The sequence below is a fragment of the Ruminococcus flavefaciens genome, from assembly GCF_900116855.1.
GTDB classification, from domain to species: domain Bacteria; phylum Bacillota; class Clostridia; order Oscillospirales; family Ruminococcaceae; genus Ruminococcus; species Ruminococcus flavefaciens_R.
Window position 1 is genome coordinate 178,819 of record NZ_UETD01000007.1, and the last position, 13,559, is coordinate 192,377.

General features: G+C 50.0%; 9 protein-coding genes. 2 read left to right on the plus strand and 7 right to left on the minus strand.

What is annotated here, in order from left to right:
- Positions 1-656: 656 nt before the first annotated feature.
- The gene (locus DSZ37_RS08890) at positions 657-3,998 is read left to right on the plus strand and encodes a glycoside hydrolase family 97 catalytic domain-containing protein (RefSeq protein WP_109726549.1); all 3,342 of its coding nucleotides are present in this window, start codon (positions 657-659) and stop codon (positions 3,996-3,998) included.
- Between the two features lie 141 nt (positions 3,999-4,139).
- Here the strand turns inward: DSZ37_RS08890 and DSZ37_RS08895 are convergent, their stop codons facing one another.
- Positions 4,140-4,844 (minus strand): hypothetical protein, encoded by a 705-nt coding sequence (locus DSZ37_RS08895; RefSeq protein WP_109726550.1) that lies wholly within the window; start codon positions 4,842-4,844, stop codon positions 4,140-4,142.
- A gap of 285 nt (positions 4,845-5,129) precedes the next feature.
- Positions 5,130-6,590 (minus strand): sugar transferase, encoded by a 1,461-nt coding sequence (locus DSZ37_RS08900; RefSeq protein WP_109726551.1) that lies wholly within the window; start codon positions 6,588-6,590, stop codon positions 5,130-5,132.
- A gap of 173 nt (positions 6,591-6,763) precedes the next feature.
- On the opposite strand from DSZ37_RS08900, the gene DSZ37_RS08905 reads away from it, so the two are divergent.
- The gene (locus tag DSZ37_RS08905) at positions 6,764-9,127 is read left to right on the plus strand and encodes a glycoside hydrolase family 9 protein (protein WP_109726552.1); all 2,364 of its coding nucleotides are present in this window, start codon (positions 6,764-6,766) and stop codon (positions 9,125-9,127) included.
- 100 nt (positions 9,128-9,227) lie between these two features.
- Here the strand turns inward: DSZ37_RS08905 and DSZ37_RS08910 are convergent, their stop codons facing one another.
- The 5 genes from DSZ37_RS08910 to DSZ37_RS08925 form a co-directional block, all read right to left on the minus strand.
- Positions 9,228-10,889: a recombinase family protein gene (locus DSZ37_RS08910; protein WP_109726553.1), complete on the minus strand. Its 1,662-nt coding sequence runs from the start codon at positions 10,887-10,889 to the stop codon at positions 9,228-9,230.
- 106 nt (positions 10,890-10,995) lie between these two features.
- On the minus strand, positions 10,996-11,172 hold the full coding sequence (locus DSZ37_RS17705; protein WP_181380284.1) for a hypothetical protein: 177 nt from the start codon (positions 11,170-11,172) through the stop codon (positions 10,996-10,998).
- A 130-nt stretch (positions 11,173-11,302) separates the two neighbouring features.
- Positions 11,303-11,581 (minus strand): DUF6809 family protein, encoded by a 279-nt coding sequence (locus DSZ37_RS08915; RefSeq protein ID WP_109726554.1) that lies wholly within the window; start codon positions 11,579-11,581, stop codon positions 11,303-11,305.
- 106 nt (positions 11,582-11,687) lie between these two features.
- Positions 11,688-13,025 carry a relaxase/mobilization nuclease domain-containing protein gene (locus DSZ37_RS08920; protein ID WP_242978602.1) on the minus strand — a complete coding sequence of 446 codons (1,338 nt, stop codon included), beginning with the start codon at positions 13,023-13,025 and terminating at the stop codon, positions 11,688-11,690.
- On the minus strand, positions 13,022-13,333 hold the full coding sequence (locus DSZ37_RS08925) for a plasmid mobilization protein (protein WP_109726556.1): 312 nt from the start codon (positions 13,331-13,333) through the stop codon (positions 13,022-13,024). The genes DSZ37_RS08920 and DSZ37_RS08925 overlap by 4 nt, the downstream gene beginning before the upstream one ends.
- Positions 13,334-13,559 lie beyond the last annotated feature (226 nt).

The following is a 13,559-nucleotide window of genomic DNA, read 5'->3' on the forward strand; positions in this document are numbered from 1 at the left end:
GGACATAGGTAGTATAACTATACCCCTACGGATAAAGGCGGCAAAAGCGGCTTTATAATACACGAAAACGACAGCCGAAAAAATAAAAAATCGAGGGCACTACGAGGGCACTAAGGGCACTACAAACAAAATTAAGCTTGAATAAGTAACAATAAGTTTTTGCCTATATTTCGATAAATACAATAAGCGTGAAAAAGTCTGAAAAAGCCAAAAGTGCCTTTGGTAAGGCGTAGGTCGTCGGTTCAAGTCCGATCATCAGCTCCAGTTCGCGTTTCACTTTTAGTGGAACGCGAATTTTTTTCGCATATGGAGCCCCCGCTGGCATATTCGCGTCTCAGTATAGCTGGGGCGCGAATTTTTTTTGCGCAAGAAACGGTATCAAAAATATTACAGTCCGCGTTCCGCTTTTTTGAGTATATACATCGCGTAACAATATCATGACTTTCAGACAGGCGAAACATAAAAATAACTACTATGGGTTCCGTTGCTCCTATTCTCACACTAAAAACTTGGCAAAAATATCCTTAAAAAATCCACTTACAAGTCGTATTTTGAGTTGTTTTTTACAATAGAAGGGCTTATAATTGAAGTATATGGGATAATGAATAAACCGAAGACTCCTCTCATGCTTCGGAACAGAAAGAAGGTAGCATACTATGAAATCCCCACGTCTGAAGAAACTCACCGCTGTTTGCTTGTCGGCAATGCTGACAGGTATGGGCAGCAGCATTCCTCCTGCTTCACAGGCAGCAGAAACTGCCGAATATACGGAGCTCCATGCGGTCAGCAAGGGAAAGAACTCCGCACACGCTATACTAAAGGGCACCGATGCCGTAATAATCCCCGACAGCAGTCTCGGCTCGGATGTGCTGTGTCTCCGCGGAAGCCGCAACGGCGGAGGCTGGCTGCAGCTGCCGCCGATATTTGAGAGTGGCTGCAGTGACGGCTTCACGCTGTCAATGAAGTACAGACTTACGGACGAAAGCGCCAAGTTCTCGCGGCTTTTCCAGTTCTCGCCCGTGCCATTTGCCTCGGGAAAGTCGGGTTCATATACCTCCCCCGACATCTCCGTTGACCTGAAGGACAGGTCCGCACTTAGGGCAAGCATTTTTGTGGGAAGCGGCTTTGATACCGTGAATGACGGAAAACACCGCTCCATATTTGACCTTTCTGCAAAGCCCGATACGGGAAAGTGGCATGACCTCGTCATGGTGTGCTCTCCCGATGGCGCCGACTACTATATAGACGGGCAGAAACTGACCTATGACTCCGACACGGTGGGAGCTGCTGTAAACAGCCTGTTTTCGGAGAATGTGCTCAGCTCCTATGTGTACAACTCGCTGGGACGCTCACTTTATACCGATGATGATATTGCCGCCTGTTATGACGATGTGGCGTTCTACACCCGTCCTCTCAGCGACTCGGAGATAACCGCTCTCCCTGAGGACGCGGAATATCTATACACCTTCGAGAGCGACACTCTCGAGGAGGGGGAAGCGGTCCCCGTACCCGAGACTGCCTTTGCAGTAAACGGAGCAAAGCTTAACAGCGTGCCCGAGCTTCAGACCGCTTCACCGGGCGGAGACCTCGTTGTCAAGTTCTGGACTGACGGCAGCACCTATTATTACTCTGTGGAAAGCCGCTCCGGAGCAACTATAATCAAGCCCTCTGCGCTTGGACTTTCACTTTCGACCGTGAACTTTACGGGCGGAGTTACTGTGCAGCCCTCGGCGGCAGTCCGCACGGAGACAGACGACAGCTACACCATGCCCTACGGCAAGCACAGCTATCTCCGCGACCACTGCACGGAGCTGACATTCCCTCTCATGAAGGATAATGACAGGCTTGACGTTATGTTCCGTATCTACGACGACGGTATCGGCTTCCGTTACGGCTACGGCAGCGGTGCAGACATAAAGGAGGAAGCAAGTCAGGTCATATTCCCGGAAAACAGCAAATTCTGGGGCAACTGGCCAAATCATACCTATGAATGGGATATGGTTGAGCTTCCCAAGGAAAGACCAAACGAGACCGCCTCCACCTACTCCTGCCCATATACGGGTGTCATCGATGACAAGTACTGGGTGACGGTCACAGAGGCAGGAGTATTCAACGAGGACGAGCCTTACTGTGCAGGCGCTCTGCAATTCGTTGGCAATTGCCACAGCCTTAAATTCAAGGGCGGAGTCAAGGTAAGCTCCATAAGCATGAAGCAGGCTTTCCATACTCCGTGGAGAGCAGTCGTCATAGGCGACTCACTTGACAGGATGTCTTCCAGTGACCTGATACTCAACCTCAATCCGCCCTCTGTCATTGAGGATACGAGCTGGATAAAGCCCGGCAAGACTGCATGGTCATGGTGGAGCAGCGGCGGTGACTCTCCCATAGAATACCACACCCAGAAGGACTATATCGACTTTGCCGCCGAAAACGGCTGGGACTTCGTGTGTCTCGACTTCGGCTGGGCGCTGTGGGACAAGAGCGAGGAAAAGGTCAAGGAGCTCTGCGACTACGGTGCAGAAAAGGGGATAGGCATCTATCTCTGGTACGGCGTAAACAATACGGGTCATGCGGACTATAAGGACAGCGCAGGCAATCCTGCCTATCCGTATTACTCTCTGCTGGACGAGGAGACCATCTCCCGTGAATTCAGGCGTATAAGCGGCCTTGGAGTCAAGGGCGTCAAGGTGGACTACTACGAAAGCGACACTCAGCAGACCATGAAGCAGATGAATATGTGTGCGAAGATAGCTGCGGAGAACCGCCTTATGGTGCTGTTCCACGGCTGCACACTGCCGAGAGGAGAGAGCAGGACCTATCCCAATGTCATTTCCTTTGAGGCTGTCAACGGCACAGAATACTACAAATGGTTCGAGAGCCCCTCACTTGCAAACCGCGTGTCCTATACCTTTACAAGATGCGTGGCAGGCTCCGCGGACTTTACTCCCACGGGAATACCCGTATACGGCATAAAAGCCACCGCAGGCTTTGCCCTTGCCGATGTGGTCACCATAGAGTCGGGCATACAGCATTTTGCTCAGTCGGTCTACACCTATGAGGGCTCCTCGGCTCTGCCATTCCTCAATGATGTTCCCGTGGTATGGGACGACATGAAGGTGCTGGACGGTTATCCCATGCAGTTCAACGTGACTGCAAGACGCAGCGGAAGCGACTGGTACATAGGAGCTTCCACGTTAGCGGCAAGAAAGGTGGATATACACCTTTCCGACCTTATTGACAGCGGCGTATACAATGCATATATCTTTGCCGACAATTCCGACGGAAGCGACCTTGAGGTGACAGTGCTGGAGGGGCTTACCTCTGCGGACACTATCTCACGGGACCTGCTGGAAAACGGCGGATTTGTCATAAAGCTCACCAAGGGCGTCATGAAGCTCACCACTCCGTACTCGCGATACAGAAGCTATGAAGCGGAAAATGCAGTCCTTTCGGGCAGGGCTTCCGTCACCGCAGGCAAGCAGGGCAAATACTGCTCAAACGATGCCTATGTGGGATATGTGGGCGGAAGCGGTCAGGGAGCCGTTACCTTCAGCGATGTGACAGTTGACAAGGCGGGCAGATACACTGTCAGGATATATTATGTCTCGGGTGAGCCGAGAAGCCTGAAAGTGGATATCAACGGAAGCTATGTAACTACACTTGATAATCTCTACGCCAATAAGAATGACTGGTCGGGAATACGGGCAGTAAACCTTGAAGCCGACCTAAGAGAGGGAAAGAATACCATCAGGCTCTACAATGACAGGGGAAACGCTCCCTCTCTTGACCGTATCGCAGTTGCCATACCCGAGGAAAAGGTAGTCGGCGATGTAGACTTCAACGGGCGTTTGCAGGTCGCAGACCTGATACTCACAAGCAGATACATCCGCGGGATGATCGGATTTTCCGCAGAGCAGTTCAGAACTGCCGACCTTAACGGCGACGGCACAGCGGATGTATTCGACCTTATCAGATACCGACATCTTCTGACTTCTTAATATCCTATGCCCCAAGGCAGTACGAAGCTCCGTTACTCAGCGGAGCTTCGTGCTTTTCTGCAAAAAGCAGAAGGGAGACCGTCTGTGCAGTCTCCCTGTATACTTATATGTAAGAGAAGTTTTTGGCGTGATCGCTGTGACTCATGAAGTCTTTTTGTAATAGTCGCTGATAGTAGTCACGGGTGTCTTGTTTGTGCTGTTGTAAGCGTAGATGCTGAGCAGCATAGAAGCGTCTGTGGCATCGATCTTATTGTCGCCGTTTGCATCAAGGCGCTGTATATCATTCAGAAAAGCTTCATATTTATAGTTTGCAGCCTCTGACTGTGCCTTATATTCCGAAACTGTCTTTTTGAGATTGTCAACCTGTGTGGTAAGGCTGGTATTATTTGTCTTCAGAGTGGAGTTCTCCTTGGTAAGGTTGGTGTTGTTTGTCTTCAGTGTGGAGTTTTCCTTTGAGAGAGAAGAATTGGCAGAGCTCAGTGCTGTGTTTTCCTCCTGAAGAGATTTGATATGCTTGTTGAGATTCGTTTCCATTTCGTCAGCCTCGGCGCGAGCTGCCGAATATTTATTCTCTGCAGCCATCAAATCTCCTTCCATCATACTGAGCCTGTGCTGATAATTTGTTTCCATATCCGCCATCTCCTTCTGTAAGTAATAATAACGGTTTTCCAAATCAGCTAACTGAGCCTTTAGGTCCTTTATCTGATCGTCTTTTGAGGCACCGACATTTTCGGAAGCGGCAATGCCCTCTGGAGATACAGTCGCTGCATTTGCGGTAAAGATATTTGCTCCTGCGGTGAGACAGAATGCTGCAAGAATGACGGATACGGATCTTTTGATATTCATTATAGTTCCTCCTATGGTAAAAAATATTATAGGGTATTATAGCACATCCGCGGAGACGGGGTCAAGTCATTTTGCGGTAATATACGAAACGGAAACAAAAAACGGCAGTTGATACATTTATGTTGAAAAGCTTTATTTGAGTTCCACACAATAATATTACAAATGGTATTTATTGGCAGTGATATTCCAAAATATAAAATATGTATCGGGACTAACGCGCAAAAAGGGGAGTCCCCTCCGCAGAAGGGTCTCCCGAAAGCTCTGTATTACAGATTGCCGCAGTCTTTATTCTGCGCCGCTGGCTCTGAGGACAACGGCTACGGTCTTGAGTATTATTTTTGCGTCAAGGAGCAGGCTCCAGTTCTCGATATATTCGCGGTCCAGCCTTACGACCTCCTCGAAGTCGGTTATGCGGCTCCTGCCGCTGACCTGCCATAGCCCCGTAAGTCCGGGCTTTATGCTCATCCTTATCCTGTGGCCGAGACCGTATTTCTCCCATTCGTCGGGAGTGGGCGGCCTTGTGCCCACAAGGCTCATATTGCCGATGAGCACATTGAAGAACTGTGGAAGCTCATCTATTGAGTGGCGGCGTATGAAGTTGCCGATGCCCTTGGGTCTGCCGTTTTTGTCTTTTTTCTCGCTTCCGATGATACGGGGGTCGTCGTCCATCTTGAACATCATGCCGCTGCCAATCCTGTTTTTCTCCATGAGCTCCTGCTTGCGCTTTTCCGCGTCCATATACATACTGCGGAACTTATACATGACAAAGGGCTTGCCGTTCTGTCCCACGCGCTTCTGCTTGAAAAAAATCGGACCCGGCGACTTTACATATATTATGGGAGCAAGGAACAGGAATACTATCAGGGTCAGGACACAGCCCACAAGTCCGCCTGCTATGTCCGCAAGGCGCTTTACGGCAAGCTTTCCTGCGGGGGCAGCCGATACGCTGCTTGAAAGTACGCGGAAGGGTCCGAGGCTCCGCATCTCCGTGATGTTCCATCTGCCGTCGGTTATGGGCGTAATGGAGTAATTCACGGTAATTCCCATTCTGAAAAGGCTGTTCATCAGCTCTGACGGGAATGTCATATCCTCGGACTGGAGCAGGAACACCTCGTCCACCCAGCCGTGACTGAGTCGGTAGATGGTCTCGCTGTCGAGGGCGTAAACGGGGACCTCTCCCAGCTTTTCGCCGCTTTCGCAATGTCTGTCTGTGATAATGACGCCCGAGATGAAAAAGCTGCTGTGACGTGGGTCGCTCATGAGAGCGGAAAGGGTCTGTTCGGCAATGCCACCCGAGGTTATCAGCACCACCGAGCGGCGGTTCTGTTTGTATTTGCTTGAGTTGAACACTCTCAGCTTGCCCAGCTGTCTGAAAACATAGTCCGCAGCCGTATAGGTGACGGACGTAAGACCCAGCTGGAGTCGTGAAGCCGTGGTGGAGTGCTTTACTGCGAAAAGGTAGATGAGGGCGAGTATCATGACCTCGGCTATGTACTTTATTACCGCCCACAGCTCGTCAAGCCGTCCCCGCCGCAGTATGCCCCTGTAATTATTGGTGAAGACTATGACCAGAAGCTGACTGGTGGTGAGTATGACCGCCTGATACTGAAAGGCTTCGGTACCGTACGGATTTTCAAAGGGCAGGTGCAGCCAGTAGCTCACTATGAAGCACAGCTGGAGACAAAGCAGGTCGATTATGATGAAATCGGCGTGTTTGAGCCCTTCCTTCAGACTTTTGTTTTCCACGAAGCACCTCCGTGTTTTTTATGAGTATACATTAATTATAAACTATATGCTGCTGACTGTCAAGCCTCGGCAGGGCGCTGTGAGCCGAAAACTCCGCAAGTATTGCGTTGACATAGCGGTGCTTATGGAGTACAATAGAATTACGGAAATTATCCTGAGAAAGGAATGATATAATGAGAATAGCGAAAAAATTATCGGCACTGGCAGCTGCTGCGGTCACGGCTGTTTCGGCGGTGCCCTGTGCTTTCACAGCGGACGCTGCGGCAACTCCCTATAAGGCGGATTATGAGGAGACCGACAACAACTGGGCAAAGGTGCTCCAGTACACTCTCCACTTCTACGACGCCAATATGTGCGGAACCGATGTCACAGGCAAGAGCAGGTTCAGCTGGAGGGGCAACTGCCATGTTTACGATTCAAAGGTTCCCATGCACCCCATCGACGATAACCATACGGGTGTGAATATGTCGGAGAGCTTCATGGAGAAGTACAAGGATATCCTCGACCCCGACGGTGACGGATTTATCGATGTTTCAGGCGGATTTCACGACGCAGGCGACCATGTGAAGTTCGGACTCCCCGAGGCTTACGCCGCTTCCGTTGTGTCATGGGGCTATTATGAGTTCAGACAGGCTTATGAGGAAACGGGACAGGATACCCACGTTGAGACTATCTGCCGCCATTTCTGCGACTACTTCATGCGGAGCACCTTCCGCGATGAAAAGGGCGACGTCATAGCGTTCTGCTATCAGGTGGGCGACGGTGCCGTTGACCATCAGTACTGGCAGTCTCCCGAGATAGACGCAATGGGACGTCCTGCATTCTTCGCCACATCATCCCTCCCCACCACCGATGATGTTTCGGAAAGTGCGGCAGCTCTGGCGATAAACTACCTCAACTTCAAGGAGACCGACCCCGAGTACGCCGAGAAGTGCCTCGACTATTCCAAGGCGCTCTTTGACTTCGCAAACAAGAACGAGAAAAAGGTGGGAGCAGGCGGCGACGGACCTGCCAGCTTCTACACCTCCAGCAAGTGGGAGGACGACTTCTGCTTCGCCGCAGGCTGGCTCTACCTTATAACCAAGGACCACGACTACCTTGAAGCCTGCGAGAAATACATCGACTACTACGCTCCGCCCGGATATGTCCTCTGCTGGAACGATATGTGGAACGGCGTCGGACTGGTATTCGGCAGGATACAGGACATCTACCCCGAGGTCTGCGCCGAGACCCGTGACGCAAGAGGCTATAATCAGTACGAAGTGCTGGACTTCTGGAAGATGCAGGCAAAGGCTCTCAATGAGGTAACATCAGGCAAGAAGGGCGAGATATCTCCCGGAGGCTACCTCTACCTTGACAAGTGGGGAAGCGCAAGATACAACACCGCCGTGCAGTTCACGGCTCTGGTATACGATAAGTACAACAAGGGCAAGGACAAGTACAACGCGAAAAATCCTGACTACACCTTTACGGACTGGGCTATCGGTCAGATGGAGTACATCATCGGCGACAACCCTCTGGGCAGGAGCTATATCGTGGGCTACGGCGAAAACTCCGTAAAATATCCTCATCACCGTGCAGCTTCGGGACTTACCATGGCTGAGGACCCGGCTCCCCAGAAGCACGTTCTCTACGGCGCTCTTGCAGGCGGTCCCGACGCCAAGGACGAGCACGTTGACCTGACCAAGGACTGGATATACAACGAGGTGACTATCGACTACAACGCCGCAGTCGTAGGCGCTGCCGCAGGTATGTACCTTTATAAGAACGACGGCACCATGAAGCCCGAGGAGGACTTTCCCCCTGCGGAGAAGGCTGACGACACACAGCTTTTCTCGGGCGATGATTTCTATGTTGCAGGCTACTGCTCCGACGCTCCCGAAAAGACAGGTGCAGGTGTTACAAAGCTGACATTCTTCGTCAAGACCGACTCCCTTGAGCCTCATGAGGATATCTCCATACGCTATTACTTCAGCATTGAGGAGTTCGACAAAAAGGAGATACCGGGAAGCTTCGTGCTCCAGAAGACCTACGATCAGGTGGAGACCGAGGTCACAGGCAAGGCGGCGGTGCTCTCACAGCCCAAGCAGTACAAGGACGACATCTATTATATCGAGATAGCGTGGCCCGAATACGCCATTGCCAACTCCAACAAGAAGTATCAGCTCATCATCGGAAACTACTACGGTGAGAACTGGGACTCCTCCAACGACTGGAGCAAAAAGGGCATGATAGACCTTACCGAGCAGGGTGAGGACTATGACAATATCGTCAGCGGCGTTGAGTTCGCACAGCGCTGCGAGAACGTGTGCGTATACGCTGACGGAAAGCTCATCGGCGGCACTGAGCCCGACGGCACAAAGCCCGAAAAGGTCTACAAGGTGTCTCAGCTGGTGAGACTGAGGAGGATGCTTCTCGGACTTGACCCCTTCGCCTCTGAGGAGGTCGCTGTGCAGTTCGACTTCAACAGCGACGGAAATGTTGACGTTTTCGACGAGGTGGAGCTGAGAAAGCTTCTGGTATCGCAGTCAAAGTAAACAGTAATTAAGAAAGGCTCCCCTCTGCGTGCTATCCTTAACGGAACTTTATTAAATTCATATGTAACCCGAGGGCATAATGTCCTCGGGTTTCTTCATTTTAGCAAGCTATCTGTGCAAACGACTTGTTTTCGGACGGCTTTAGAATCGGCACAGGTTCATGAGTTGTCTGGAAGGTGTAGCGTATCAGTATGGTGTTACCGCAAGTCCGCGAATATTTTTCAGGCTTCTCATAGACTTCAATGCGAGATATGAAAGCCCTGAGAAGTTCGGGAGTAACCTCTTTCAGTTCGATGTTAGCCTTCGCCTTTTCAATGAAGTCAAGCACGTACTTCTCCTGTAAACTTACAGTGTCAAGCTGATCAGAGAGCTCTGCAAGTTCAGTTTTCAGTTCTGACTGCTCCTTTTCGTAGCCTGCCGCGAGGCTGTCGTAACGCTCTGGAGACAATCTTCCCGATACTCTATCCTCGTAAAGGCATCGAATGATGTTGTCGAGTTCCTTGTTACGTTTTTCCAGCTTTGATTTCTTCTGCTCTGACTCTTTTCGGAGTTTCTGAGCTTCCTTTTCACCGTTCTGCATTGCCATTTCATAGAACTGCTGTGGATGCTCACGTGCAAGTAACGTTATTTTTTTGAGTTCCGCGAGAACTACCGCATCCAGTTCCATCGCTTTTATGTGATGAACGGAGCAATAGCTTCCTCCCTTAGTCTGATAACCGCCGCACTGATAATAGTTGTTCTCAGGCTTTATGCTCTTTCCTCGATGAAGATACATTTTCGAACCGCAGTCAGCACAGTAGATATATCCAACGTACTTGTCAGTATCACCCTGACGGTCGGGACGCTTTCTTCCCTCATAGTGTTTCTGAACTAGGTCGAACAGCTCTCGACTTATTATCGCTTCATGCGTATTCTCAAATATGAGAATGTTTTCGGGGGTGTTCTTGATACGCTTCTTCAGCTTATTGGACTTGCTGTATGTCTGAAAGTTCACAGTATCGCCGCAATAAATCCGATTGGACAGCATATCTCTGACCGTACTCTGAGTCCAGAGATATGGATGTTCAAGGTCAGGGTGCTTACTTTTCGTTCCTTTGGTGTGAAACTCATAAACACCGGGGCTCTCAATTTCGTGCTCTTCCAGGTATCTGCATATCGCTCTCGTTCCCTTGCCGTCTGCACATAGTTCGTAGATTGTCCTTACGACTGGCGCGGCGATAGGATCAGGGATAAGCTGTTTCGTATTGTCGGGATTCTTCATGTAGCCATATGGAATCGAAGTCCCGACACGCTCACCGCGTTCTCCCTTTGCCTTGAATACAGCACGTATCTTCTTCGACGTATCTCTGGCGTAAAAGTCATTGAAATAGTTCTTTATGCCTGACATTTCGTTAAAGCCGTTCGCACTGTCAACGCCGTCCGTCACCGCAATGAAGCGGACATCATAAGCAGGGAACACGATCTCCATAAGCTTGTCAGTCTCCAAGTGGTCACGTCCAAGTCTCGACTGGTCTTTCACAATGACCGTTCCTACAAGTCCATCCTCGACATCTTTCAGCATACGAACGTACTCAGGTCTGTTCTTATTGACTCCGCTGAAGCCGTCGTCCACATAATACTGACAGTTGCGGAAGCCATTACGCCCTGCGTACTCACTGAGCATCTTCTTTTGATTTTCTATGGACAGCGACTCGCCCTCACGAGCATCTTCCTGTGAAAGTCGGCAATACAAAGCTGTTATTAACTCATTGTTTGGTTTCATAAATCCTCCTTCTCTGGAAACCAAACCGAATAGGACTCTGTTGGCGTACCTCTCGGTACACCAACAGTATACTCCTACTCGGCTCGAAAGTCCAGTAAAAATTTTGTTAACTTACTTTCACAAGATAGCGGAGTCTGTCCTCTACGGTCACATCTGTGTCAGTAGGGAATGCATTGATTACGGTAAAAGTCTTTCCGTCAACCGTGACCTCATCTATCTCATACTGTGTTCGGCGCAGTTCCGCATACTTGTTTGTTTCAGCTTTTGTGTTCTTTTCATCCATTCAATCATACTCCTTCTCATTGTCTCGTTCATGTTTCCTATGTGATTTGAATTGCTCATTTTAACATTCTCCTTTTTGATACGAAAATGGGTACGGTGTTTTACCGTACCCATTCCGTTTAATTATTATGTTATTTCAGGTTCTCGCTCCTGCCGAACAGCACATCAATTATCAGTTCAGCGCAGTCACGGAATCCTTGTATGTAGCTTTCCGCTGCCATTGTCTCGGACAGCATTCCCTGCATATCCGTTATGTCGTTCAGTAGTTTCTTGTCGTCAGCCGACAGCCTTTTCTCAAGCCTATCGTACATTTCAAGCAGCTCCAGACTTCGCTTTGCGTAGTCGGAGTCCCTTTTCACATCGTGCTGACATGGTATGACGTTTCCGTAATACAGATCCTGCAACTTCATCGCCGCGGTCACCTCCTGACCAACAATCATACCACAGCACTCAGACGAAATCCATTCATCAGACCTGACGAAAACCGACTGTTGAAACAAAGCACACCTCACAGGACTATCCCATGTGTATTCCAAGTGCTTCTTTACGCTCTCGTTCCTCGGCGAGAGCTTTGCTGTCAATGTGTTCCCGAGCGTACTCGGTATCGTCGGCAGGCTCGTCCTCTATCAACGTAGCCACAGCTGCAACGCCGCCGACAATGCTATCAATACCGACTGTGAGATCACTATCCACTTGGCAACTTTTGATCTGAGCCTGTGCTTGTATTCGTCGAGCTCTTTCAGCTTCGAGCCATATTCCTCGTTCAGCTTCCCAGCCTGTGAGGACAGGTCTGATGTTGCTTTCTTCAACTGCTCGACTGCTAAAGTCGCGGTTTCCGACGTTTGATTCAGCAGTTCCCGACAGGATTCTATTGTTGCTCTCTGCTCGGAGCGTACTGTTTTCAGCACCTGTTCTGTCTCTGCTTTCGTTGACAGCACCGATAGTGTTTGCAGTATCTCTAACTGCTCCTGTGCCATTAGCTTGTTCAATTTTATCAGCGCTCTCCAATTGGCATCGAGCACTAAGACTGCTGGCTGAGTTTCCTCCGCTGCTGACAACTCCTTGTCGTACATCTGCTGCAATTCTTCTTGTTTCGAATTCATACTCCATGTTCTCCTTCCTATACTTCTCACCGTGAAGCTTATTATCACGGCACTTTCTCTTGTTCGGACAAGTGTAGGTGATGTATTTGCGGTTGTCCTCCCACCGTACACCATAGCCCTGCTGCTTCATTAAGTAGCAGAACTGCTTCTTGGTTTTGGCTTGTTTCATCACCTGATTAATGACGTTCATCAGCTCCCACTTGAAGCTCTCGCCGCGCTTGGCTAATCTGTACTCGCTATCGGAGAGGTAGTCCCTGTTCATTTTCTTCTTGGGAGTGTCGAGTACATGAACTCCGTAGTGCTGACAAATCTCATCGCTGAGTTTCATCAGCTGCTCAATGCTCTCCTTGTTGGAATGATACTTCTTTCCGTCCTCGAAGCTGACCGAGTTGAACACGAAGTGTGAGTGGATATGCTCTCTGTCAATATGAGTTGCCACAACAACTTCGTATTTGTTGAACGCTTTCTCCGCGAGCTCCACTGCAATTTGGTGTGCAAGCTCGGGTTCAATTTCATATCCGCTGGGGAAGCTCTGCACCAGATGATAGTAGAGCCGTCCGTCGTTTTTGTGGAACAGGTTCTTAGTCGCGGTCATTTCATCGAGAGCAGTCTCGGGTGAGCAGTTGACTCCTGTCACATAACGCTTGTCCTCTGAGACAGTTTTTTCCTTTCTGCTGACGTAGTTGAGGACGTTCTTCATGCCGCCAGCGGTCTGTGTTTTGTTGTTTATGAAATGGATAATCGGCATCATTTCACCTCCTTGGCAATGTCGCAAACGGCTTGAGTGACAGCCTCGTGCTGTTCAATAAGCTCGTCCAGTCGGACTGAGTGCAGCCGTCCTTCGTGCCCCAGCATTGCTATTTGATTGAGGTTCCGACCTATGGACTTCTGCTGTCGAGCCACTTCATCAAGTCCGTCAGCTACTACTATTTTTTTGTCAAGTGCCGACCTGAGAACGAAGTCACTGAGAGACAGCTTGTGCCGCTGAGCCTTACTGTGTATCCGCTCATACTCGTCGTCGGTACAGCGGATTGTGATAGTTCTGTTTCTCTTTCGCATATTTAGACCTCCTTTGCTTCCGTTTTGTGTTTTGTTTTGTCGCGCCGATACGGTGACTTCCAGTCCGTTGGGACTATGCGGAGGCGCCATTGGGCGCGGCACCTCGCCGCAGGGGGTTCGGGGTTCTCCCCGACCAGCAAGCGTTCGGCGGACTGCCGAATGCGATGCTGGCATTTCATACTTCCGTTGCCTGTACTGCTCCGTCAGCGGTAGTTTTCTCCTTATA